Source organism: Planctomicrobium limosum (genome assembly GCF_051465645.1).
GTDB lineage: Bacteria > Planctomycetota > Planctomycetia > Planctomycetales > Planctomycetaceae > Planctomicrobium.
On record NZ_CP195790.1, the window covers coordinates 3,201,120 to 3,223,592 of the forward strand.

Below are 22,473 nucleotides of genomic sequence, written 5' to 3' on the forward strand. Positions count from 1 at the left end.
AAGGAATCGAATTGGGTCTCCGAATCGTTAAGATCAGACTTGAAGCCGTTCGACAACAGAACCAGAATGCATTGACTGGAGCATCGAACTTAAGCCACAGACCAACTTAGAGCCTGAAGAAACCGGACTTCGCCAGGTAATCCGGCTGCGATGCAGCCATACGAGAAACCGAACCGGGCGATCAGGTTCGTAGGATTGATTGACATGCGCCGGCTGATTCCATTTCGCAAGCAAAATAAACTGCCATTGTATCTCGAACCGGCAGAGCAGGATGGACTACGCGCCGCTGGCAGTTTCAATGCTCAGCTGATGGATTTCCTGCGCCCCCACGTAAAGGCCGGCGTCACGACGAACGCTCTCGATCGACTCGCGGAAGAGTACACTCGAGACCACGGGCATTTGCCGGCATGCCTTGGGTATCACGGATATCCAAAATCGATCTGCACCAGTATCAATGCGGTGGTGTGCCACGGAATTCCGAATGACGAACCACTGAATCCCGGCGACATTGTCAACGTGGACTGCACTACGATCGTAAATGGCTGGTACGGTGACTCTTCTGAAACATTCCTGATTGAGCCTGTTGCAGCCGATATCCGAAAGCTTGTTCAGGTCACGTTCGATTCACTCTGGATCGGAATCGACGTCTTGCAGCCCTATTGTTCTGTCATGGAAATTGGTGCCGCGATTTCCCGCTTCGGTTGGAAACACGGTTACGGAGTCGTCGAGAACTTTCAGGGTCATGGAATCGGACGGGCGTTCCATCAAGAACCGGGAGTTCCACACGTCCCGAACCGCAAAAACCAGCGAGACATTCTCGCCCCGGGTGTTTGCTTCACAATTGAACCGATGCTTAACCTCGGCACTAAAGGGACCTCTGGCCCACTTGCGGATGGGTGGACCGTTTTAACCGAAGACAGAGCTCCCTCCGCCCAATTTGAGCACCAGATTCTGATGACTGAGTCCGGCCCGGAAGTGTTGACGCTGACGAAGAATGGGCCCATGCCTGGACACATCTTTTAAAGATGTCACAGCCGATCGTTGAGGACACAACTTCGCTCAGGTGAATCGCGATCTCGATTCGGATTTGTGCCGGGCTGGATAAAAACAAAATGCAATCGCCGTCATGACCGGAATCGCCGATGCTTTTTCGCAACATTTCAGCCTCAGGCAACGAATCATCGCCAGTATCCCCTGATTTGTGAAATAGGCTGAAAATCATGACAGCCATTAGCCCCACTCAATCCATGTCGCAGCCAGCAACCGAGGCAGGCCCCCTTCGAATTGTTGCAGTCATGCCTGCATACAATGCCGAGGCAACGCTCGAACGGACGCTCGCCGACATCCCGGCAGGCGTCGTTGATGAAGTAATTCTGGTCGACGACTGCAGTCGTGACCACACTGCAGATCTGGCACGAAAGCTGGGCCTGACCGTCATCGTGCACGAAAAGAACAAAGGTTACGGGGGGAACCAGAAAACCTGTTACGAGCAGGCTCTGGCCAGCGGGGCTGACATCGTTGTCATGATCCACCCTGACTATCAGTACGACAGTCGTGTTATTGGCGCCGCTGCTGAATTCCTGCGTCTCGGCATCTGCGATGTGATTCTCGGATCCCGCATTCGCACCCGAAGCGAAGCGCTCGCAGGGGGAATGCCTGGCTGGAAATACATCGCAAATCGCTTGCTGACAATCACCGAGAATGTCGCCCTTGGGCAAAATCTCGGAGACTTTCACAGCGGGTTCCGCGCCTATCGTCGTGAAGTCCTGGAAACAATTCCGTGGCAGAACAACACCGACGACTTTGCTTTTGACAGCCAGTTCCTGGCGCAATCGGTCTATTTCAAGTTCAAACTCGGTGACATCCCGGTTCCTGTCCGCTACTTCGATGAAGCTTCCAGCATCAATTTTCGACGTTGCGTGAAATACGGACTGACGACACTTCTGGTCCTCGCCCAGTTCTGGTTACAGAAACTCCGACTGGCCAATTTCAAGATCTTCCAAAAGAAATAGCCCTGCACTGAGATTCAGCGTCGACTCGACCTTCAACGGATCTGTTGTCGCTACGCCGTGACACCCTGCACTATTTTGCAGCACACCCGTCTGTTCGATTGCAGCGGACGAGACTCGGCTGTTGAGAATCGCTCGTATGCCGAAACTGGGTGAGTCCAGTGTACGAAGTGTTCCCAGATCCCCTCGCCGCTGATTGAGGTGAGAAATTGCTGGACACAGGGCCGTTCTGCTCACGTCGCCCTTCCTTATTTTCCGATCTGGCACGAAGCCTGCGATGCATTTCCGCGGGATCTACCGCGATTTTATTTCTAGTCACCGCTCCTCGACACGATAAAATAAGTGGAGCTCTCAAGTTGCGTTCTAAAACTGCAATTTGTTGTATTTACGATTCAGGATTTTCCTACAATTGAATTGCATTTATAGTTGAAGTTCATTTCAACCTGAGTACGATCTAACTGAGAAACAGGGAACTTCGGAGCATTCGGAACCATTCATCCATGCGGACTCGTCTTGGAATCGTGAACTTGACCATCGTCATGACGTCATTCGTCATGATGGTTGGTGTTCGCACGTTCCATCCTCCGCTGGTGCATTTCCATTGCCATAACAGCGTTGAATGTCAGGACAATGTTGGCTGCTCTGTCGGGAGCGGTCCATGTTCAAAGCAATCAACTTGTCAGTCGCAGGAGGAAAGCTCCCGCCAGACGAGCAAGAAGAAGGGATCTGCGACGCAATCCTGCGGACACCTGCATGCTCACACAACAGCACGCCACAGCCATGCTCACCACCACGAGCACGGACATCAACACGGCAAAGAAACTGACGAAGCTCCCGCAAACCCTCAGCAAGATCTTCCTTGCCATTCAGAGTCATGCCTGTTGTGTCAGTTTCTGATTCAAGCTGTCCAACTACTCTCATGTCCAGTCATGCTGGCTGGTGAAGAACAGGTCACAGAGAGACCTGTCAGTGAGGTTATTGAAGTTGTCACTGTCGCGCTGTCCGGACCATATGTCCGTGGACCGCCACTGAACGTCTGATTTCGCTGAAGATGCACCGGGAATGCTAAGGGCAAGTTGGCTAAACAGCCTGAGGCTTCCTTCTGCAGTGTGTCTTACCAATCGCAACCGGCAGTCTGAACGAACTCCGTTGCATACGTTTGGCGACACATTTTCTCATCAGCGAAGAATGCATGTCATGAGTCATTTCACATGGCTATCCGGCCATGGAGATCTGACGCGGTACTCAGAGAGCCACCGTCATTGAGTGTCGTCCGGAGACCGCGAATTCCTGAAATTCGCGTCGAATCGGGCTGCTTTATTCACTCCGCATTCCATTGCAATCAGACTTTTATTTCGAGGACAGCCTCATGCGTGCAACTCAACGTCGCGCCGCGTTTACATTGATCGAACTTCTTGTCGTCATCGCAATTATCGCCATTCTAATCGCTCTGCTGTTGCCTGCCGTACAACAGGCGCGAGAAGCCGCTCGACGATCACAATGCAAAAACAACCTGAAGCAGATCGGGCTCGCCCTTCACAACTATCTTGATGTTCACAACACCTTCCCACCGGGGTGGATTGGCGTGAACCAAGCAACTCGTCTCCCCGAAGTCATGGGCAACAGCGGATTTGCCTGGGGCTCGTTCATTCTGCCTTATCTGGAACAAGGTGCCGTCTCGAACAGTATCCAGTTCACACTCCCGACTGACCACACGACAAACCGCCCTTACCTGAAGCTGAAACTGACAGCGTTTCAATGCCCGAGCGATCCAAAGCCGGATACGTTCACCATTGAAGACCAGAACGGCGCCAACACCGAGATGGCCACCGCGAATTATGCTGGCGTTTTTGGAACTCACGAACTCCACGACTGCGAAGGAACCCCGGGAGTAGCACCGCTGACCAGTCAGGGACAATGTGTCAGCAACGGAGCATTCTTCCATAACAGTAAGGTGTTGATCCGAGACTTCTCAGACGGAACCAGTTCGACTTTCCTCGTTGGAGAACGAACGACCTATGAACACGACGACGAAATTGTGTACGGCACCTGGGCCGGAGCATTGCCTCAGGTTGACGAGATGATCGGTCGGGTCATCGGGCACGCGACTCACGCCCCCAATCATGGACATCATGCTGAAGACTTCGGCAGTTCACATACAGGCGGAGCACACTTCGTCATGGCCGATGGACACGTCGTCTTCATCAGCGATGTCATTGATGAAGGAATCTTTCGGGCATTGAGCACCCGAAGTGGCAACGAAGTGATCGGCGAGTACTAGACCGATTTGGTCTATCACGTGGCCGCGATGCAGCTCTCCAGTTAGGAGAAAAGCTGAATCCAGCGTGCCAGCACTGCTTCGAAAATCGTTATCAAATGATGCGAGCCCTCAAAGATAATTTGAGGGCTCGCTCTGATTTCAACGGTCCGTTTTGGGGATCGACTCAGTCCCCGGAGGTTCAGTTCATCTCCTCCTGAACGTTACATGAAACGTTCAGCGAACCCATTCACGCCGCGTTCTGCTCGTTTGATTTCTTGTCAGCATCCTTACGAGCCTGGTTGGGGCGGAAGTTTGCCTTCTCCTCAATGATCGACGTCGCATCGAATCGACGACCAAAGTATTTCGCCTGAGCCTCTGGGTGATTCAGCACTGTTTCGACATCACCGCTCACAAGGACACGCCCATCACAAATGATGTTGCTCCGGTCAGTGATCGTCAGGGTTTCACGCTCCCGGTGGTCGGTGAGAAGAATGGAGATCCCGCTATTGCGCAGCTCTCCAATAATATCCTGAATGTCGTTGATCGTTGTCGGGTCGATCCCTGTGAACGGTTCGTCCAACAGGATGATCTTCGGTTCACTCGCCAGACAGCGCGAGATCTCAAGACGACGGCGTTCTCCCCCGGACAATGTTGAGGAGATCTGCTTACGTTTCTTCTGAAGTCCGAACTGTTCCAGCAGAGTGTTCGCCCGGGCTTTTCTCTGTTTGTACGAGAGCGGAAGAAACTCAAGGATTGCGAAAAGATTCTGCTCGACAGTGAGCTTGGTAAAAATGCTCTGATCCTGTGGCAGGTAGCCCATGCCGTTTCTGGCCCGTTTGTACATCGGCCAGTTCGTGACATCTTTTCCGTTCAGAAAGACCCGTCCTTCGGTCGGCGAGATCAGCCCACACGCCATTCGAAACGTGGTTGATTTTCCAGCACCGTTTGGACCAAGCAAGCCCACGATTTCGCCAGGGTTCACGTCGAACGAAACCCCATCGACCGCACGCTTGCCAGTTGAGTAGGTCTTCGCCAGTCCCTGGCATTCCAAAATCGACATTTCTCGTCCCTGCCGAGTCCTTCGACACAATTCACTTTGAATGAAAAGTGTACGAAAATAGAGACTTACGCCTCAAGGTGAAAACCGTTCAGGAGGATTTCCCCCCAGCCACGAGAGAACTCAGAAAGGTCGCAAGATCCCGAATCTGATTCGGAACGACGTAAACGGCGACGAACAAGATCGTCGCAGCCGCCACCCACAAAAGAACATCCGTCAAAATCCCAGGTTGAAGCCCCGGATGAACCTTTCGGTATCTGAAGTAGAGCGCGGCGGCAGCAATCATCGGCAACGTTGATGCCTGAGCGACTCCGCCGATCTTCACCATCAACTGCGGGTCCTGCAGGAAGAGGTAGAACGTGAAGGCGAGTGCAGGAAAAAACAGGCAGAGTTTTCGAATCAGCTTCAAACGCCTTTCTGGCGAATCCGCTTTTGCAAATCCGGCGAGAATCAGGAAATCGGCCGCGAGTCGACTGTTCGCAGCACAGGCGAGATAGAGCGTTTTGAAGAGGACCGCTCCGGCTCCGATCAAAAAGAGAACTCTGGTCCAATCCCCGAACGGCCCCACATACATATGAGCCAGCGTATCAACCAGGGCAGTCCCTTTCGGGTGCAGACCTTGTGGATGGAGCACTGCTGCTCCCAGAAGATAAAACGAAACCGTTGAGACCGTGAACACAACCATGCTCACCCAGGCATCGAGTTGCATCACACGAATCCAGCCTTGAGCGCGTCGCTTCCACTCTTCAGTGCCGTCGTCTCGACCAGCGAATCGTGCGTACCCTTTTTCCAGACACCAGTAGGGGTAATAAAATAACTCCGTCGCCCCGACACCGGTGATTCCAAAGACGGCAAATGCCGCCATTTCCCCTTTCTCTGGAAGACGAATGACCAATCCAGAAAGCAACTGGTCGACATGAATCGGGAAGCTTGTCCATGCCAGAGAAAGCACGGCAACAACAGTGATTGTTGTGACCGAAACGACGATCACCGTCGTCAGGAACTCAATGCGACGATATCCGCCGCGGTAGATCAACGCCATCGTCGCCAGACAGGTCACAATCGCCCAAGCCAGTTCAGGTCGGACTGCGAGGACTTCATTGAATGTGACCGAGGACGCCTGAATTTGCCCGAATGTGTTCGTGGATAAAGACGGCATTGCACGGTGCAGGACTTGTCCCACTCCGGCAGTCATTCCTCCCAGCTGCATCACGGTACACAGCATCATGAGGAACCACCACCAGCATAACCAATGGACTCCGCGTCCTTTTCCTGGCAACTCATTCAAGGCACCAAGAGTGGGGCGTCCTGACGAAATTGCATAACGACCAAGCTCGATCTGAACGAAGACTTTGATCACACAGCTGAAAAGAATCAGCCACAGAAAGAAGTACCCGTACTCTGCTCCCAGCCCGGTCGTCAGGATCAACTCGCCGCTTCCGACGATCGTCCCCGCCAGAATGATCCCCGGCCCAGTTTTGCGCAGCGCTGCCCAAAGCGTTTTTGGCGGCTCCTGAATCTCTTCCGGAGGCAAGGCGTAAGGGTCATATGAGACGATTTTTTCAGACACAGGCACCACTTCCGAGTTCAACCAACAATCAACACCGAAATATATCCAAATGTTGATTCAACTTGAAACCCGACATTTCGTCTGATGTTCCGAACAACGCAAACTTCTGTCCCTCGAAAACGAAAACGACTGACATGGCAGTTCATGTGCCACATCAGTCGTCGTGTTCAATGCATCTCAATCGGCAACAGTGAGAAACTCAGAGAGGATTACCGCAGATTCCAGGTATACGTGTTGTAGTCACCATGAACGTGATTTCGCCAGACGTTCCCGTTGTGATCGCGAGCGAGCAGGTCGAAGTAATGCCCATGATCATGAAGGGAAAAATGCCCGTGACCATGTTCATCGAGACACCCGACGTAGCTACCGTTGTAATAAAGATCCACGTGACTATGAGTGTGATTGTTGACGATCAACTGACCAAGGATCCCCCGAGAGACTTCTCCTGACTCACTCTCGGCTTTCCGCTTTGCGGCGAGTTCATCAGCCTTCTTCGCTGCAGCGAGCAGTTCTTTTTTGACAGCAGGATTCTCTGCCATCTGCGCCAACGCCTTCAGCTCAGCTGATTGAGATCGCAACATAGCCAGTTTAACGGCTTCCTCTTGAAGTGCTTTTGATGTCAGCGCTGCCTGCTTTCCAGAGACGGACTCTGCAACGGCCAGTTCTCTGGCCTCTGAGTACAGCCCGACCGGATCTGGTGCTTCACGACTCTGCTCGATTCTCGGGCCCAATGTCTTCAATGAACGGAAGTTCAAATCAAGTGATTTGCCGAAGTCGATTGTGGCAGCCGACTCATAGGGGGCGGCCTTTGTCTCTTCCTGCTTTTCCTTCTTAGGAGCAGTTCCATCGAATGCCAGACAAACTTGAGTGAGCATTGCCAGCGCGAGCGCTGAAGCGAACGTAATCCGTAACATCTTGAAGCCCTTTTTTAAACGCCCTAACAAGCCCGAGAAATGCCTGCACAACAAACGACAAGCACCAGACTGAACTGAGCACGCACAAGTCTCATCGCACAACATGATGTATGCTGACGGAACACGCACTCGGCAGGTTCTGCAACACAATCAAAACCATCTGCCCAATCAATAAAACGTGAGTTCCCAATTGTGCCGGACAGAATATTTTCATTTAAGAGTCCGCACTCCAAGAATAAACAGGCACCAATTCAATTCAAGCAATAACTCTTCAGATCCGCTAAACGCTTGTCGTAATATAAGCGTTATGAATCACTACGATATTCAGGTTCACGCTCGACAGTAACGGCTCCCATACGCCTGTCCCGCAATCAACAAAAAAACTCCTGAACGCTCTGTCCTATGACAGCACGTTCAGGAGTTGCAGCATTGATCAAGAATGAAGAAACGTCTTTGGAGACTTAGCGATTACTTCTGAAGTTGGATGACAAAATCATTCTTCCCATTATCAGACACGGAGAAGACAAGCCCCGACTTGGAGAAGTCTGCATACTTGGGAGGGGTCAGCAACTTGGGAGCAGGAAGTGGTGGACTCGTATCGGCGTTATATCCTTCCGGCGGAATGACTTCTTCATACAGAGACACGGTCACTGTAAACTCGCCTGCCGTTGCTCCATCATTCGAATCAAAAGTAGTGAGGCGAAATCGCCCGTCGCTGTCCGTCTTTCCGGTGGCTGCATCTGTCCCGTTCTTCGGACGAAACGTCACGACGGCACCTTCCAGCTTCTCGCCATTCAGTGTGACGACTCCCGTCACTGGATAAACAGAAGGTCGCTGCTTCTCCCATTTATCTTTACTCCCACCTCCTCCGCAGCCGGCCAACAAACTGACTGAGACGAAACAAACCAAGGCTAAGCCGCGAACATTCATCAACCATTTCTCCGCGCGTTGGGTTATCAGAGATGAGAGATTTTCAACTAAGTGACCTTCCTTAAAACTCTCCATTCACCTCCCCACCAAGACGGCTTCCGAGAGCGCCCCAGACCCCATAAGGACTGGCGACACCGGAATTGAACGCAGGAGAATTGGCAGACATATCTCCAGCATGAATATTCTCGCTGACAAACCGCACTGCACCATCGGCCATCAGAACATGGCATCCACCAGTATGACGACTCGACAACGTATAGTATCCATCGTTATCGCCGCCGCCCTGACAGGACGGACCGTTGGGAGGCAGAATTGTATTGACCGCCGAATACTGTGAGCGTCCGTCTGGCCAGCGAGCTCCCGACGTGCGATCCCGTGAGACCAGCGTTCCAGTGTATTGCCCATTCACGAACTGGGCTCGACACGACGATGGAGGATTTCCAGACCCCAAGGTCGTCGCCTGACCTAGCTTCCCATCTGCCTGTGGACGAACAAATTCCCCCATCATGATGGTATTCGAGGTGCCGTCGAGAATATCCGACATCCCAATCTTTGACTGATATCCAAAGATCCCCCGCGTCGTTGATCGACCAACATGGGGAAACGTCCCCGAGGCGCCGGAAGCAACCTCACGGGAATCGCCTCCACTGAAGCCATAATTCATCTGAGAAATCCCGCCAGCGATATCTGATGTGGAAGGATCTGATGGGCAAAGCAATATCGCAATCTGAGTTTTCCAATGCGCGACGTTTGTATTCCAGACGTGTGCAGGTGTCTCCTGAATGCGGTTATAAAGCGCAGCTTGTTCAATGTAAGGCAATAACGAAATCATCACGCTAAAACGTGGTGGCAATGTCGCCGAAGTAATCGGTTCATTTCCGGACCAATGAGGTCCATGCTGCCTCGGAGGAAAGACCGAAAACACATCGTGATAGTTATGCAGCGCGAGTCCATACTGCTTCAAACTATTCTTACATTGAGACCGTCTCGCAGCCTCTCTGGCCTGCTGTACGGCCGGAAGCAACAAAGCAATCAGGATCGCAATAATTGCGATGACAACCAGTAATTCAATTAATGTGAATCCGGATCTCTGGCCCCTTGCCTTCATTTTTGTCTCTCCGGTAGATGGCCTGTGCATGCGACAGAAGCATCGCGAACGAACCAACACATAAACAATCGGTGATCCCTGACGATATCGCTGTCGTGGAAATCGAGCAATCCGATTTACGGTCATCTGGACATTTACAAGAACATTTCAAACGCAGAAGAACAGCATTTCCAGAGTGAAATGCAATGCGCCAAAAGTTCAGGAAGACAAAAGAAGATAACACCGTCAATGCGAATGGACAGGAGTAGCCCGTCCCGCAGACAGCGAGTGGAGATCGCGAAAACGAATCATCGTGACTCAAAGAAATCTATTTGGGCGTTCCCTGAAGCGGAGAACGAACGGGCTTAGGAGCAGGCACAACTTTCGGCGGTGAGTAATGTGCGAACGGTGTGATCCAGACGAATCCTTTTCCGGTCTCATCCTGCCGGTAGTTCATTGTCATGTGTGCATTCACAACAATGTGACTCACGATCAAAGCCCAGGCCGTATTCTTACTAGGGTAAGAGATGATTAACCGATTCGGGTCGAGTTCTTTCTCAGCGCACGTCCACCGATCAAGTATCAGTCGCACCTGAGTTTTCTGTTCAATCGCATCAAGAGCCGCACTGAGTGGAGCATCGTCAATCCCGGTATTCACAGTCGCAAACAACGCAGGAAACTGTTCATTGCGAGGACGCGCAGGATCGACAGGCCAGCCAACTGGCCAGGCATCCTTGATCTCCACCAGTGGTTGTACAAGTAACTTAATTCCCCCTGCCGGAGTCCGAACAGGTCGGAATCCATACCCTTGCAGAGACAACAGACCTGCAAGCGAGGTCCCAGAAGAGAGTCCTTCAAATTCCTCTGTAACAACGGTCTTCGCAGAGGATTCCCATTGCGGGTGGACGCTGGAATGATATTCCAAGGGGTACATCGACGATAATGGAAGCGACTCGATCGCCGCCTGCAACGAGACTCCCTGCGTCGGTTTCACGACTGGAGCAGAGAGGGATTGCTTCAACGTTGCGAATTGCTCATTAGTCAGCCCCCAGAGAGGCCGACCGCTGGGTGATCCCAGAGCCCCGTATTGTTTGATCTCCTGAATCCAATTCGTGAGTTCCTGAGACTGCCCGACGCGAAATTTTCTGTCAGGAAACTCAACTGTTCCGTCCAGATGCACCATGCCCGTCAGTTTGACAATCCGGAATGGTCCGCGAGAACGTTCTGTCACCCTCGGTTTATCGTCGGCCAGAGCCTGTCGAATGCGGACCGCTTCGCCTGTTTTCTCAAACTCTCCCCGCCACTGATGAGGCAATAGCGGAGGACTCGGGCCCGCCGGCAAAACAAGTTCAATCTCAAGTAACGTTTTAGATGGATCGTATTCCGACGGCTGTGCGAACGCGTCATGTTGGAGGACGGGAGCCAGCCAACTGCACATCGCAACGACAAAGATTGCCAACCTTCGCATTGATTCGCTCCTGATTTCAGCGAGTCACACAGCCAGAACGGGACGTTAAAGCGAAAAGTTTGTCGAACGGAGATCGTTTAACAATGAGTTCTCTGTCAGATCAAAGTGCAACGGAGTGACGGTAACATAGCCATCAACCAGTTCCGCAACGTCGCTGCCCGGGTCCATCGTATGGTTGCGCAGTGGATCCAGCCCGCTCCAATAATACGGGCGGCCGCGTGGATCTGTCCGCTTCTCCACTGTGTCTGAATGCCGTCTCACGGCCATGTTTGCCATTTTCACTCCCCGAGGGCCTTCAGGACGAGAGTTGGGAAAGTTGAGATTCCACAAGCCCCCTTTTCGCGTCGACGTGCTTAAGATCTGACGGATCAGATGTAACGCTCGGATCGCTGTCGCCTGGTAATCTGGTGGTGTCCCCTGAGAAAGCGACACGGCGATTGACGTCACACCAAAGAAAGCTCCTTCGATGGCTGCAGCAACCGTTCCTGAATAAAGGACATTGATCCCGACGTTCGCCCCGGAGTTAATTCCGCTGACGATGAGATCCGGCTCGCGTCCACAGAATTCAAGCACTCCCAGTTTGACGCAGTCGGCAGGGCTGCCATCGACTGCCCAACCGTAGTGCTTCCCTTCTTCGAAGATCTCCCGCACCATGATCGGGTGCAGATAAGTAATGCGGTGTCCAACGCCACTCTGCTCGACAAGAGGCGCGACGACCTGGACATCACCCAGTTCTGTCAGCGATTCATACATCGCACGCAAACCGGGAGCGTGAATTCCATCATCATTCACCAACAGGATCTTCATTTTCCGGGCGTCTTCTTCGGGGTTTTAGGCAGTGTTTTTTCCAACGACTTCTTAGTCGTCTCGGTCTGTTCGAACTTCAATTCGACTTTCGGATCGCTATCAAGCGTTGGCGTTTCAGATGGATCAGCATCTTGTGTTGCCTGTCCGCTGTTGAGTGGAGCAATCATCATTGGCACAGGTTGATCTAGTAACTCCAACGGAACACGAGGTCGAATCTGCGGGACGGATTGGACAGCCGGCGGGACCCCGAACGGATGAGTAAATCCATGAAGGGCATTTGACGGCTCCTTCTGACCGGATCCAACTGGGGATTGAGGAAAATGATGATACGGTTGCGGAATCGCCACCGGTCGCGGCGGTTCTCGACGTTGTTCGAGCATCTCAATCTGTCTGCGTAATGCAGAGACTTCACTTCGAAGCTGAACGATCACATTTCGCAGTGCAACGAGCTCATTCCTGATTTCTTCGTTGCCGCCTGCCCCCATTCGTCGAATCCGCTCCCGATCGAGGTCGGCTGCTTTTGCCTGGAGCCGTTCCGCCTCTTCCTGAAAACCGGCTTCTCTCAGATTCTCTGCGGCGACATTCAGCGAATGAATACGTCGCTCCAGCAGCTCTGCAGGCTGCTCTCTCGGATTCCGAGATTCCAAAACTATTGGAAAGCCGGACTCAAGGATGCGAAAGTTCCCTCGTCCCGGAACCTGAGGAACACCTGGTGAACCATGCAGATAAGGGTTGGGGCTTTGCTGAAAATTGAGATCCTGTGGTCCCCTATCATCAGCCGAGGCCGCGCCCGTTAGCAAGACTAGAATTAAACAGGGAATCTGAATCTGGTTCTTCGTCATCGTCACTCCCTTTACCTCTTACACAATCAGCAGTTGCTGGATGCGTCCTCGTTCTCCCGACAAATCCTCTGTCGGGAACACTCTCAAGCGTACCGCCTCGCCTGAAGCGACAGTTTCGCTGCCTTTACTCAGTGAGCTGATCTCAATCAGCTGATTCTGAAGAGTGCTGATTTCAGTCTAGTCCTTCTCAGCATTGAAGGCGACATCAGGTTTTCCAGATGGCTGAATTTGCAATTCCTCACTGGCGACCATTCTCTTCTGCAACGACAGTCGACAGTAAAATGAAGCCCTCCATTGAGTTACAGATCACACGCAACGAAATCCTGTCTCTGGGATGCCAGTGATTGCGTGTCTCCCTGAAAGCGGTTTCCGTGGCAACCATGCTTCTCCTGAATCTGCAGGTTGCGTAAGATCAGGAAATGCACGAATTCCTTCAGTTCAGCCCCCGAATTTCCTGTCTTCCAGTCGTTCACGGCAGTGGTGATTTCGCTGTCGAAGTCCGGAGGCTCATGCTGTCCGAGTCGTTCGACTGCATCGCCGTCCCATTGCCGAGATCGTTCAAGGACTCGGTTGAAGAAGGAATTCAGCATCTCCCGGCGATTACAGTCGCTCTCCAACGGGAGGGCGCAGACTATTCAGTTTCAGAATGGACACCGGACCAGTCTGAGGACGAAGAAGACGAACCTGCTTCATACAGTTACGTTCCGATCGATCCCTGCCAGCCGGTCATTGCCGCTTTACGCCTCGCGATGCAGGAGCACATTCCGAGAGCGTTCATCGATCTCGAAGTCGACTACTTCGAATCCGATGCCGAGGTCATGCCTGACCCGTATATGTTGAAACAGGTCAAGATTGAACAGTTCGCCGCAGCTGTTCTCGCCGGCTCCGATGCACCAGCAACGGAACAGCTCCAGCAACGTGTGGCCTACATGGCGAAGAATCTTCGTCATCTGGAAACGCTGTACAAATCGATTCTGTTTGTCTGTCCGATCTCGATTTGGCCCTGGGTCCGGGAGGCCTATCGAGCGAACCAGTTCACCACAGAGATTCAAACCGCCGAAGCGTCCGAACCGGAACTTTGCTGTGTTGACCCACTGACATTGATCTTTCTTCTCGGTGAGCTGCCTTACATCACCGGGCTGTATGAACAGACACGCTTCAGCCTCGACAGTGATGAGAACCTGTCCGTCGACGGCGTGAAAGAAATGCTGTTCTCAGCCAGAGAACGCTACCGCACCGAGCTCAAGAATCGTGGCCGGAAAATCACTCCGCACTTGCTGGCAACGTACCTGAGATATGTTCGCAATCTCAGTCTGATCGAGCGTCGTATGACACCCGATCTGTACACGCTGATCACCGCGGCCAAACAGCTGGCAGGGGACCAGTTCGCCATCTCGCTCGCCGAAGTTGCTCGCGAATATCCATTCTTGCCGCCGCTTCCGTATGGCGAATTCAAGATGTCGATTCATGGGGGGCAGCTTCCGGACGGAACGCTCGTCGATGTCCACAGTCGCCTGCCAGGTCCTCCGTTGAGTTGGCGTACATGTGAACTCAATCGCAAGCCGCTGAAGATCGATCAGGATCAGTGGGCGATGAGCTGGAATCCTTACAGCCAATGCAGCTGGCCACCAGAAGACGTGGCGATCGAGCGATTCCGAACACATATCAAAGACCGTGCTCTCAGCATCATGGGGAACGATCTCGCCAAGATCGAGAAGTTCAGCACGAGCCTGAAAGACGGGCTCGACATGCGCGAGACTCTGCGAAACTGGCACACCGGCCATCTCTATGTCAAAGAGAATCCACCGAGCCGAGGGCAGCTCGACTGTGTTCTCATGCTGTTTGATTCCCCTGCCGATCCGCGAGACTACCCGTGGCGCATCACCTGGCACGCAGAACATCAGGATGAGTCGACACTCTCTTTCTTTGCGACCGCGCCGGGAGATGAGCTTGTCGGACCCGGGATTGCGATGTCGACATACGGCGGAGCGATGTTCCTGTTTCCGCCACGACCGGTTGCTGATATCTGGCAGGATCCACGACTGGATTTTGCTGACACACTCGAAGAGCGATTGCTGGCAGCAGCGTGCATGTACTCCGGGCAACGTCACGTTGCTGTGATGTCACCTGCTCCACCGGGCAGCGGCTGGCGACGACTGGCGAAGCGCTATGGACGAAAGCTGGTCCATGTTCCCATCTCGCACTTCAGTCAGGAAACATTACAGCAATTGCGCATGTTCCATGTGCTGAATGGACGTCAGGTGCGGAGCTATGCAGAACACTTTATTCGCAAGGCGTAGTCTGGTTCGGTCTCAGGATCCTTGCTTCTCACGAGACCTCTGCTGAAACGCTCTTCGAACGAAAAAGGCCCGACCCCAATGCGTCAGCAAAGGGATCGGGCCTGATTTTACTGCATCTCTGCGATCAAACGCTATTCAGGAACGACGCACATTCCCATCTCAGCGTTGATGAAGTCCACCATCTGACGCAGTCGACCAAGATCACGGCGATTGAAGTGCATTTTCAACCGCGGCAGATCTTTCAAGTGCTCGTCTTCAGTTTCGAGTGCATGCGCCGTGGTCAGCTCGATCTTTCCTGAAACGAGGATGTCCGCGAAGTTATAGTTGAGACGCGCCATCAATGCTTCATCCGGAGCAAAATGCAGGCGGATGTACAGGAGATCTCTTACGTACCGCATACTGTGATAGACACAGTAGAAGCCCAAGACCTCATCGATCGCCTCTTCTACGCTGTCGGTGATCTTGAACAACGAGAGATCCGCAGGTGAGATCAGCTTCTCGTCGTACATGTTCTTCTGAACGTAATCCAGCCAGTCCTTCCAGTATGTGCCACCCGGTTCATCGACCATGACGATCGGCATCAAATCCCGTTTCCCGGTCTGCACGAGTGTCAATGTCTCAAAGAGCTCATCCTGTGTTCCGAACCCGCCTGGGTAGAGCACAACCGCATGCACTTCCTTCACAAACATCAGTTTGCGGGTGAAGAAGTACCGAAGATTGACGAGCTTCTCATCCTTATCGATGACATAGTTCGCCGACTGTTCGAACGGCAGAACGATATTCAGTCCCATCGACATCTTGCGACCTGCTCCAACGTGAGCAGCTTCCATGATGCCGCCACCGGCACCGGTCACAACATACCATCCGGCTTTGGCACAGAGCCGACCGAATTCCAACGCTGACTGATAGGCAGGATGATCCGGTTTGGTCCGAGCAGAACCGAACACAGTCACTTTACGATTGCGACGATAGGGTGTGAACACCTTGAACGCATATCGCAGTTCACGCAGAGCCTGACTGACGATCTTCAAATCTCCACGAACCGCATTGTCTTTTGCAAACTTGTCGGCAGTCGTTTTGATTTCTTCGACGAGGTCACTGGTGCAGACCTGCACTGCCTCGTGCTCCGTCGGCAATGGATGCTCTTCTGCAACGTCCGGCGGTGCCGTTCTGTGAAAGCGTCCCTGTGCCATAAAATCAGTTCTTTCTCTCTCGGAGGATCAACAGTGAAATTCGAGTCACAACAACCATCGACCCTGCGGACAACGCTTGCTTCTCTTTGTGGGTCTCCAATTCTCACGTCGAGTGGGAATATTTCTACTGCCTGTCTGGTCAAATCTCCCTGCATTTAAGAGATCAGACAGACCATTTTCAAGGTTTTCTCGCGGCAAAGCTGATTGAGTCGAATCCGGCGGCCTGACACGTATCATAAATCGTCACCACATCTCCAAGCGGGACGTCCGGAGCGGTTTCAAATATGATCGGATTCTCTCGATCCAGGTCTGCAAGCACCCGAAGCTGCTCTTTGAGTTCCCCCAGTGATTCGTAGACCGTCCCGTTCATGTCAACGAGTGTCCGTCGGCCTGTCTGGTCAAACTTGAGCTTCAACCAGATATCAATATGATCGACTGCATCCGCAGGTTCGACGGCCTGCTTAGATTCAACACTTCCCGCACGCGACAAAGGAACCGGAAGCAACTGTGCCATCTGCCCACTCCCCGAGGTGACCACGAAGAACATCAGCAGGAACAGCACGACATCGATCATCGATGTCATCGCACCGAATTCATGAGAACGGTGAAGTCCTGAAGGGAGTTTCATTGGTCCAATTCCGGCAGAACATCGAAACCGAAATTCGTGATCGCATGTTTCGCACAGGCAAGCATGATCGGTTCGACGAGTTGAAACGGTGCCGAACGGTCTCCCTGAATACGAACCTGCATACTCTTGGGGTCAACGGCGGCCGCCTGTTCAATCATCTCTTCAATTTCAGCAGTCGTGACTGGCCTGCCCCCGACCAGATAGGTTCGATCAGCCTGAATCGTGACAGTCAGTCGGCCGGGTGTCTCGTCAACTTGACCTTGTGTGGCCCTCGGAAGATTCACCCCTTCAATCGCCTGTCCCTGACTGAAATGAGAGACCACCAGAAAGAAAATGACCAGATTGAACACCACGTCGATCAACGGCGTGAGATTCACCTGAGTCAAGATATTCCGGGATGTCTTTGGGACACGCATAGATCACGACGAGAAAACGACGTCAGCAACTCTTTACAAACGGGAACCACCACCAGAACGATCAGCAGAGAGTCCGAGTGAAGACCTCTCCTTTAGTCATTACGGTGGGCCGGTGCCACTGGAACTTTCCTTTTCCGCTGAGTCGAAACCAGCCGTTCAGAGAGCAACGCGGCTTCTGCAACAAACTCATCAGTTCGGTTTCGGAACCATGCATGTGCAGCCATTGCCGGAATGGCCACGACAAGGCCGAATAACGTTGTCACCAATGCTTCCGAGATCGAAGGTGCAAAGTCGCTGGGGGATGGATTTGCTTTTTCGGCAAATTCCCCGAACGCCTGAATCATCCCCCACACGGTTCCAGTCAATCCCATCATTGGAGCAACAGCCCCAATCACAGCCAGGTAATCCACCTTGCGAGCGAGTCTCGCAGCATATTCCTGAGCCGTATCTTCCATCGCCTTTTCAGCAGCGTCATATCCAAACGGCAACGATTCCAATCCAGCCAGTACAATCGCAGAGAGAAGACAAGGGTACTGTTTGCAGAGATTCTCTGCCTGTGCCACCTGTCCGACTCCCAGATGCTTCTGCAACTCCACAGCCAGAGCGTGCGGCAGGAGTGTCTGTCGACGAATGCTGAGCAAATGCTCAATCATCATCGCGACCATCGCCACGCTCAGCGCAACAGTGAGATACCCAATCACTCCCCCGGCATGCAGCAACGCGCGCGGGTTCAGACTTCCGCCTTCAAAGACGCCACCTTCAGCAAAGACCGGAGCAGGAAATCCCGCCAGCAACGCCAGCAGCATTCCCCAGATCAACCAGTACCGGAACGAAGCCAAAACATCCTCCCCGAGCAGACAGCTCGACCGTGATTCCCCGCCGCGTCAATTTTTTGCGGTCTCTGCAACAAGCGAAGATTAGCTCGCACAAGTGCGATGCTGGTAGAGCAATTCTGCAGATGGAACGCTGACCTCATCCGACCTTCAGACTGCTCTACTACTCCCCTGACCTCGTTACCCGCAATTTTTGGATTAACTCCGTCAGTGACATCGCTTCCAGCTCATTTTTCAAAATAGATCGATCAGTGTGCGGAAGGCTGAGCAATAGAAAATAATCTCGCAGTTTTCGTGTTAATCCACTTGGATCAATTGAAGGATCGGTATCTGAGATTATTACACACTCCCGTGTCGATCCCCAGAAAAGGCGCTTCCAGAACCCTTCATGATCTTTGAGCTCCACCATGACAGAGAGCTTTTGACCTCCAGCATCGAAGCACTCAAACTCCCCATTTCGGACGTCGATTGGTTCCATGTAGCGTTCTGCCTCTTGAACGTTGGGGAACACTTCAACGTCATAGCCTTCCAATACGATAATGGGGGGAGTGATCAAAATCGGCCTCTGAAGCAAAAGCTCACATGATTCCGAGAGTTCTGACGGAGCTCGATCCGAACGAACTTGACCAAGGGAATACCTCGTCACGATTAAAAGGCAAGTTCAACTCTTCCCAGAATGTTCTTCCAAACGCGAGCGAGCCTGTCCTGCATCCTTCGACCATGGGTACCTGATCAGCAATTCTCGATACAGGTTCTGACTCTCAATCAGCAACCCGGAACGTTCCAGATTCGCGGCCGCGTCCAACAGAGCTCGCGCGGACAAGACCTCGTTCTCGGGATAGACAAACGGAATCCACAGAGCCTCTGTTGCAGCTGCTCGCAGCTCTCCCAGAATCTCATATCCACGGGAAAGCAGAAACTGAGGCCCCGGCCTCAACTCTTTGGGAAGACGAGAGATATGATCTCGCCAGCGTTCCAAAGTAACATCGCTGATCTTCCGCGAATCCAGTTCCAACCGCCAGAGCTGTGCTTTGCTGTACCCGGAGATGAGCGGGTTCGTGTTCCGACTCAGTTCGTTTAATTTTCTCTCTGCGAGGCCTCCATGAACGGGATCAAGCAGCAGAATGCTGGCAGCAAGTAACTGATCACCCGGTCCTGTCTTGTTGATCAGAGTCTGCATCTCGCCACGTAATGTGTCCGGGATCAGAGTCGGACTCCAGATCAATGGAGCAATTCCCCAATGCCGGGTGGCAGGATCTGAAGCGACGATCATCTGAAAATCGCGAACGGCTCCAGCGAGATCCATCTGTCTGAGTTCGGCCTGAACAATCAGCGCCAGTATCTCACGATCGACCCAGGTCCGCGTTTCCCGTTTCAGTGCGTCCCGTAATGAAGCGAGTGCTTCAACGGTGTTCCCATTTCGAAGGAGTTCCTGACCTCGCATGTGCTCTGGCAGGTACTGTGTTTCGATCTTCACAATTCGCTGAGAAGGAACGTGCTGCGTCCCTAGACCGACTCGAATCGTCAGTTCATCTCCAGTGAAATCAAGGATCACGCCCAACGCCGTAATCGGCTTCGAGGCTCCTTCAGGAGTATAAGTGACTCGATCCTGTGCCCGCGCAGCGCGCCCAGACAGTGTGAAGAATGCGACAAACAGCAGCAAGACCGCGATCAGGTTCATGGAGACCGGTCTGTCTCGCATGTCACACACTCGATCTCTCCCCTGACGGACTTCTGGCACTTCTTATCCCCAATGTGGCCACGCCGACTTCAGGGTTCTCGATTATTTGTCTCGAATCACTGTTGTGACTTCGGCAGTCTTCGTGGACACAGAGTCATCTGGAACCGGAGATTTCGCAGCAGGTTCGTCCGGATCTTTCTTCAGTAACAACGGCAGGATCAAGACAAACCCAAGCGAAATCGCCATGTCTGCCACATTGAAGATCCCGGTGCGAAGACTGCCAATCCCGAGATTCAGGAAGTCAATCACATACCGAAACTGGACACGGTCAATCAGGTTTCCGATCCCGCCTGCGACAATCAATGCCAAAGGAAGAAACGAACTGAAGGACATCGACTTCAGCCCCACCAGTGACAATGTTAACCCTGCCAGCACAAGACCATTCACAACCGTCAACGTCCAGAATCGAACCTCTGGAGGAGAGTTCGCTAACAGACTGAGAAACGCCCCATGATTCTCGGCGTACTCGATACGAAAGAGATCCCCGAAAAAGATCTGCGGCGGTTGCCCTTTGAGATAGTTCACGGCATAGATCTTGGTTGCCTGATCAACACCGATCACGACGAGGCAAATCACGACGAGCCAGACCAACCGGGATCGGCATGACATTCCCCGACGCTGCGAACTGGAGGCAGTTGCAGTTAAAGGAGCAACAGGGCGATCTGAAATCGATTGAGTCATTATTGGAGTAATTTCTTCAGTGATGAGCCTGACCGAAAGCCGCAGTTTCGAGCGACCGGACCTGAGCAGTCATCTCGATTCGAAACGGCCATTCTCTATTATGGCAGATCAGGCAACCAGAATTGAAGGCAAGTCCTGTGAACGTCGCTGGCTCCGCGTTATTCAGGCGAATTCTGCGGCGAAAGAACATTCCGAGTATTCCGGTAAACGTACCGCCCCTGATTCTCACGGGACAGTTCCAATAAAAAGTTGGCACTCTCCGCAAGTGGCGATTTCTCGCCCCGACCGAACTCGATGCAATGAATGTGTGTTCCGGATCTGTTGTGCCGTTGAACCTGTTCCAGATCTCTCTTATCGAGCGCGGATTCTGCGGCACCGTCAGTCAGCAGAAACATCGCGTCAGGGTTGAACTTCAATCCTTCCAGAATTGCAGGCAAATGCCGCGTTCCGGCAGCTGGTGAAATATCGCGAATCTGTTCAACCACTTTCAGTCTGTGTGAATCGATTCCATGAAAGACATCGAATCGCCCACCTCGCGTATCCAGAATGTGAACGCTCGTATTATAGAAAATCACCTGAAACTGCTGCGTCTGATCGAGCCGTTGAATACTCGACAGCAGTTCCACTTTCGCCGCCTGCAATGCATGATCAGTGGCCATGCTGGACGATCGGTCAATCACATACACAAAGCGTTTTCCGACCGCTCCCACTCCGAGGAACGATGTCCCGCTTCCACCTCCACCCGGTGGCCCACCAATTCCAGTTCCACTCCCGGAACCGGTTCCTGTTCCCGTCAGGCCTGTTCCCAGCCCGGAAGATGGTTGAATTAACTGGTTCGCCTGCTGCGTCGATAATCCGGTCGGTGGCCCAATTCCAATGATGGGTGCCGGTGTTGCCATGGTCGGCGTCGGCAAAGTCACGGACGCCGGGAGCTCTATATTCTGAGGAGTCTTCGGAGTAGCGACCTGCTCAACAGGCTTCTCTGCCTTCTCATTGGAAGAGGAAGCCTGTGCAGGAACTCCACCGTCCTCGCCAGTTCCGCTCTCCTGCAATCTAATGCCGACGTCTCTGAATCCATCGCCGCCATCGCCTGGAAAATCTCCCCGAGGCCCCGATGGCTTCCACATCCAGAGCAGAACAGACAACAGCAGAGCATGTAATATCAGCGACCCCAACCAGCTCGGAAGCACCATCCACGCCGGCACAGCTGATCGTTGCTGCAGCGTTTCTGATTGAGCAGTGGTGGTCGCCGTTGATGCCATACAGTTGGTGTCATGCCGTCGTTAAAATTTGATTCACGCTTCAAAGCGAAGCCACGACTGACGCCGCGTTCGCTTCGCAAACCTGAGTGACAGGTCGTGGTTCCAATTATCGTCTGCTCATAAGTTTACGCCTGTTGTCTTAATCGGGTCAATTGGGACTTCTGACTGGGACAGAACAGATTTCTCCAGAAAGTCACTGTCTGGTCCCCAACTCGAAAACCGTTCTTCCCGCGGTGCAGACTGTGATCTATGCTTAATTCATCAGCAACGAACTGCTGAGGCGAAACCGACTGACAACTGAATACAGATTTCAGGCAACACTTCAGCGAATCGCCAGATCATGAGTGCCGAGGCAGAGGCTTTTCGCCACAGAAAACTCAGCCGTCATCAGGCGATCAGATTCAAAACGGAAACCCAATCGCAATGCATCAACCTGCCCACAAACGCAGCGTGAGAGAATCGTCAGGAGATTTGT

General features: G+C 52.7%; 22 protein-coding genes. 5 read left to right on the forward strand and 17 right to left on the reverse strand.

All coding sequences use genetic code 11. The features are described from left to right. Window positions 1–204 precede the first annotated feature (204 nt). The 4 genes from map (at window position 205) to SH527x_RS11990 (ending at window position 4,290) form a co-directional block, all read left to right on the forward strand. On the forward strand, window positions 205–1,023 hold the full coding sequence (gene map / locus SH527x_RS11975) for a type I methionyl aminopeptidase (protein ID WP_437190913.1): 819 nt from the start codon (window positions 205–207) through the stop codon (window positions 1,021–1,023). Window positions 1,024–1,220: 197 nt separating this feature from the next. Then, on the forward strand, window positions 1,221–2,012 hold the full coding sequence (locus tag SH527x_RS11980; RefSeq protein WP_437190914.1) for a glycosyltransferase family 2 protein: 792 nt from the start codon (window positions 1,221–1,223) through the stop codon (window positions 2,010–2,012). 497 nt (window positions 2,013–2,509) lie between these two features. After that, a complete protein-coding gene (locus SH527x_RS11985; RefSeq protein WP_437190915.1) occupies window positions 2,510–3,049 on the forward strand; it encodes a hypothetical protein in 540 nt (179 codons plus the stop codon). A gap of 329 nt (window positions 3,050–3,378) precedes the next feature. Then, window positions 3,379–4,290: a DUF1559 domain-containing protein gene (locus SH527x_RS11990; RefSeq protein WP_437190916.1), complete on the forward strand. Its 912-nt coding sequence runs from the start codon at window positions 3,379–3,381 to the stop codon at window positions 4,288–4,290. Window positions 4,291–4,516: 226 nt separating this feature from the next. Here SH527x_RS11990 and lptB read toward each other — a convergent pair whose 3' ends face one another. The 9 genes from lptB to SH527x_RS12035 form a co-directional block, all read right to left on the reverse strand. Further along, entirely contained in the window at window positions 4,517–5,329 is an 813-nt protein-coding gene (gene lptB / locus SH527x_RS11995) for an LPS export ABC transporter ATP-binding protein (protein WP_437190917.1), read from the reverse strand. A gap of 88 nt (window positions 5,330–5,417) precedes the next feature. Next, entirely contained in the window at window positions 5,418–6,896 is a 1,479-nt protein-coding gene (locus SH527x_RS12000; protein WP_437190918.1) for an Nramp family divalent metal transporter, read from the reverse strand. Between the two features lie 209 nt (window positions 6,897–7,105). Continuing rightward, window positions 7,106–7,810 (reverse strand): hypothetical protein, encoded by a 705-nt coding sequence (locus SH527x_RS12005; RefSeq protein WP_437190919.1) that lies wholly within the window; start codon window positions 7,808–7,810, stop codon window positions 7,106–7,108. A gap of 468 nt (window positions 7,811–8,278) precedes the next feature. After that, window positions 8,279–8,740, reverse strand: coding sequence for a carboxypeptidase-like regulatory domain-containing protein (locus tag SH527x_RS12010; protein WP_437190920.1), 462 nt, complete (start codon window positions 8,738–8,740; stop codon window positions 8,279–8,281). A 61-nt stretch (window positions 8,741–8,801) separates the two neighbouring features. Beyond that, window positions 8,802–9,848 (reverse strand): DUF1559 domain-containing protein, encoded by a 1,047-nt coding sequence (locus SH527x_RS12015; protein ID WP_437190921.1) that lies wholly within the window; start codon window positions 9,846–9,848, stop codon window positions 8,802–8,804. Between the two features lie 307 nt (window positions 9,849–10,155). Continuing rightward, window positions 10,156–11,295 (reverse strand): hypothetical protein, encoded by a 1,140-nt coding sequence (locus tag SH527x_RS12020; protein ID WP_437190922.1) that lies wholly within the window; start codon window positions 11,293–11,295, stop codon window positions 10,156–10,158. A gap of 45 nt (window positions 11,296–11,340) precedes the next feature. Next, the gene (gene surE / locus SH527x_RS12025) at window positions 11,341–12,102 is read right to left on the reverse strand and encodes a 5'/3'-nucleotidase SurE (RefSeq protein ID WP_437190923.1); all 762 of its coding nucleotides are present in this window, start codon (window positions 12,100–12,102) and stop codon (window positions 11,341–11,343) included. Beyond that, window positions 12,099–12,944: a hypothetical protein gene (locus SH527x_RS12030; RefSeq protein WP_437190924.1), complete on the reverse strand. Its 846-nt coding sequence runs from the start codon at window positions 12,942–12,944 to the stop codon at window positions 12,099–12,101. The genes surE and SH527x_RS12030 overlap by 4 nt, the downstream gene beginning before the upstream one ends. Before the next feature lie 299 nt (window positions 12,945–13,243). Next, a complete protein-coding gene (locus tag SH527x_RS12035; RefSeq protein ID WP_437190925.1) occupies window positions 13,244–13,369 on the reverse strand; it encodes a hypothetical protein in 126 nt (41 codons plus the stop codon). Between SH527x_RS12035 and SH527x_RS12040 the strand changes: the two genes are divergently transcribed. Beyond that, complete coding sequence (locus SH527x_RS12040) at window positions 13,364–15,244, forward strand: hypothetical protein (protein ID WP_437190926.1); 1,881 nt, start codon at window positions 13,364–13,366, stop codon at window positions 15,242–15,244. The two genes, SH527x_RS12035 and SH527x_RS12040, sit on opposite strands and share 6 nt — an antisense overlap. A 131-nt stretch (window positions 15,245–15,375) precedes the next feature. Here SH527x_RS12040 and SH527x_RS12045 read toward each other — a convergent pair whose 3' ends face one another. The 8 genes from SH527x_RS12045 to SH527x_RS12080 all read right to left on the reverse strand — a co-directional run bounded on the left by SH527x_RS12045 (window position 15,376) and on the right by SH527x_RS12080 (window position 21,998). Continuing rightward, window positions 15,376–16,437 carry a TIGR00730 family Rossman fold protein gene (locus SH527x_RS12045; RefSeq protein WP_437190927.1) on the reverse strand — a complete coding sequence of 354 codons (1,062 nt, stop codon included), beginning with the start codon at window positions 16,435–16,437 and terminating at the stop codon, window positions 15,376–15,378. A 178-nt stretch (window positions 16,438–16,615) separates the two neighbouring features. Next, on the reverse strand, window positions 16,616–17,065 hold the full coding sequence (locus tag SH527x_RS12050) for an ExbD/TolR family protein (RefSeq protein ID WP_437190928.1): 450 nt from the start codon (window positions 17,063–17,065) through the stop codon (window positions 16,616–16,618). Further along, the gene (locus tag SH527x_RS12055; RefSeq protein WP_437190929.1) at window positions 17,062–17,481 is read right to left on the reverse strand and encodes an ExbD/TolR family protein; all 420 of its coding nucleotides are present in this window, start codon (window positions 17,479–17,481) and stop codon (window positions 17,062–17,064) included. The genes SH527x_RS12050 and SH527x_RS12055 overlap by 4 nt, the downstream gene beginning before the upstream one ends. A 92-nt stretch (window positions 17,482–17,573) precedes the next feature. After that, the gene (locus SH527x_RS12060; RefSeq protein WP_437190930.1) at window positions 17,574–18,320 is read right to left on the reverse strand and encodes a MotA/TolQ/ExbB proton channel family protein; all 747 of its coding nucleotides are present in this window, start codon (window positions 18,318–18,320) and stop codon (window positions 17,574–17,576) included. Window positions 18,321–18,477: 157 nt separating this feature from the next. Next, window positions 18,478–18,870, reverse strand: coding sequence for a hypothetical protein (locus tag SH527x_RS12065; RefSeq protein WP_437190931.1), 393 nt, complete (start codon window positions 18,868–18,870; stop codon window positions 18,478–18,480). Between the two features lie 105 nt (window positions 18,871–18,975). Continuing rightward, on the reverse strand, window positions 18,976–20,016 hold the full coding sequence (locus SH527x_RS12070) for a hypothetical protein (RefSeq protein WP_437190932.1): 1,041 nt from the start codon (window positions 20,014–20,016) through the stop codon (window positions 18,976–18,978). 81 nt (window positions 20,017–20,097) lie between these two features. Continuing rightward, on the reverse strand, window positions 20,098–20,736 hold the full coding sequence (gene lspA / locus SH527x_RS12075; RefSeq protein WP_437190933.1) for a signal peptidase II: 639 nt from the start codon (window positions 20,734–20,736) through the stop codon (window positions 20,098–20,100). Window positions 20,737–20,894: 158 nt separating this feature from the next. Then, window positions 20,895–21,998 (reverse strand): vWA domain-containing protein, encoded by a 1,104-nt coding sequence (locus SH527x_RS12080; RefSeq protein ID WP_437190934.1) that lies wholly within the window; start codon window positions 21,996–21,998, stop codon window positions 20,895–20,897. Window positions 21,999–22,473: the final 475 nt, after the last annotated feature.

Bases quoted from the DNA above. Each gene is read 5' to 3' on its own strand.
- map (WP_437190913.1), top strand. From the start codon at position 205: ATGCGCCGGCTGATTCCATTTCGCAAGCAAAATAAACTGCCATTGTAT.
- SH527x_RS11980 (WP_437190914.1), top strand. From the start codon at position 1,221: ATGACAGCCATTAGCCCCACTCAATCCATGTCGCAGCCAGCAACCGAG.
- SH527x_RS11985 (WP_437190915.1), top strand. From the start codon at position 2,510: ATGCGGACTCGTCTTGGAATCGTGAACTTGACCATCGTCATGACGTCA.
- SH527x_RS11990 (WP_437190916.1), top strand. From the start codon at position 3,379: ATGCGTGCAACTCAACGTCGCGCCGCGTTTACATTGATCGAACTTCTT.
- lptB (WP_437190917.1), bottom strand. From the start codon at position 5,329: ATGTCGATTTTGGAATGCCAGGGACTGGCGAAGACCTACTCAACTGGC.
- SH527x_RS12005 (WP_437190919.1), bottom strand. From the start codon at position 7,810: ATGTTACGGATTACGTTCGCTTCAGCGCTCGCGCTGGCAATGCTCACT.
- SH527x_RS12010 (WP_437190920.1), bottom strand. From the start codon at position 8,740: ATGAATGTTCGCGGCTTAGCCTTGGTTTGTTTCGTCTCAGTCAGTTTG.
- SH527x_RS12015 (WP_437190921.1), bottom strand. From the start codon at position 9,848: ATGAAGGCAAGGGGCCAGAGATCCGGATTCACATTAATTGAATTACTG.
- SH527x_RS12020 (WP_437190922.1), bottom strand. From the start codon at position 11,295: ATGCGAAGGTTGGCAATCTTTGTCGTTGCGATGTGCAGTTGGCTGGCT.
- surE (WP_437190923.1), bottom strand. From the start codon at position 12,102: ATGAAGATCCTGTTGGTGAATGATGATGGAATTCACGCTCCCGGTTTG.
- SH527x_RS12030 (WP_437190924.1), bottom strand. From the start codon at position 12,944: ATGACGAAGAACCAGATTCAGATTCCCTGTTTAATTCTAGTCTTGCTA.
- SH527x_RS12040 (WP_437190926.1), top strand. From the start codon at position 13,364: ATGCACGAATTCCTTCAGTTCAGCCCCCGAATTTCCTGTCTTCCAGTC.
- SH527x_RS12045 (WP_437190927.1), bottom strand. From the start codon at position 16,437: ATGGCACAGGGACGCTTTCACAGAACGGCACCGCCGGACGTTGCAGAA.
- SH527x_RS12050 (WP_437190928.1), bottom strand. From the start codon at position 17,065: ATGAAACTCCCTTCAGGACTTCACCGTTCTCATGAATTCGGTGCGATG.
- SH527x_RS12055 (WP_437190929.1), bottom strand. From the start codon at position 17,481: ATGCGTGTCCCAAAGACATCCCGGAATATCTTGACTCAGGTGAATCTC.
- SH527x_RS12070 (WP_437190932.1), bottom strand. From the start codon at position 20,016: ATGCGAGACAGACCGGTCTCCATGAACCTGATCGCGGTCTTGCTGCTG.
- lspA (WP_437190933.1), bottom strand. From the start codon at position 20,736: ATGACTCAATCGATTTCAGATCGCCCTGTTGCTCCTTTAACTGCAACT.
- SH527x_RS12080 (WP_437190934.1), bottom strand. From the start codon at position 21,998: ATGGCATCAACGGCGACCACCACTGCTCAATCAGAAACGCTGCAGCAA.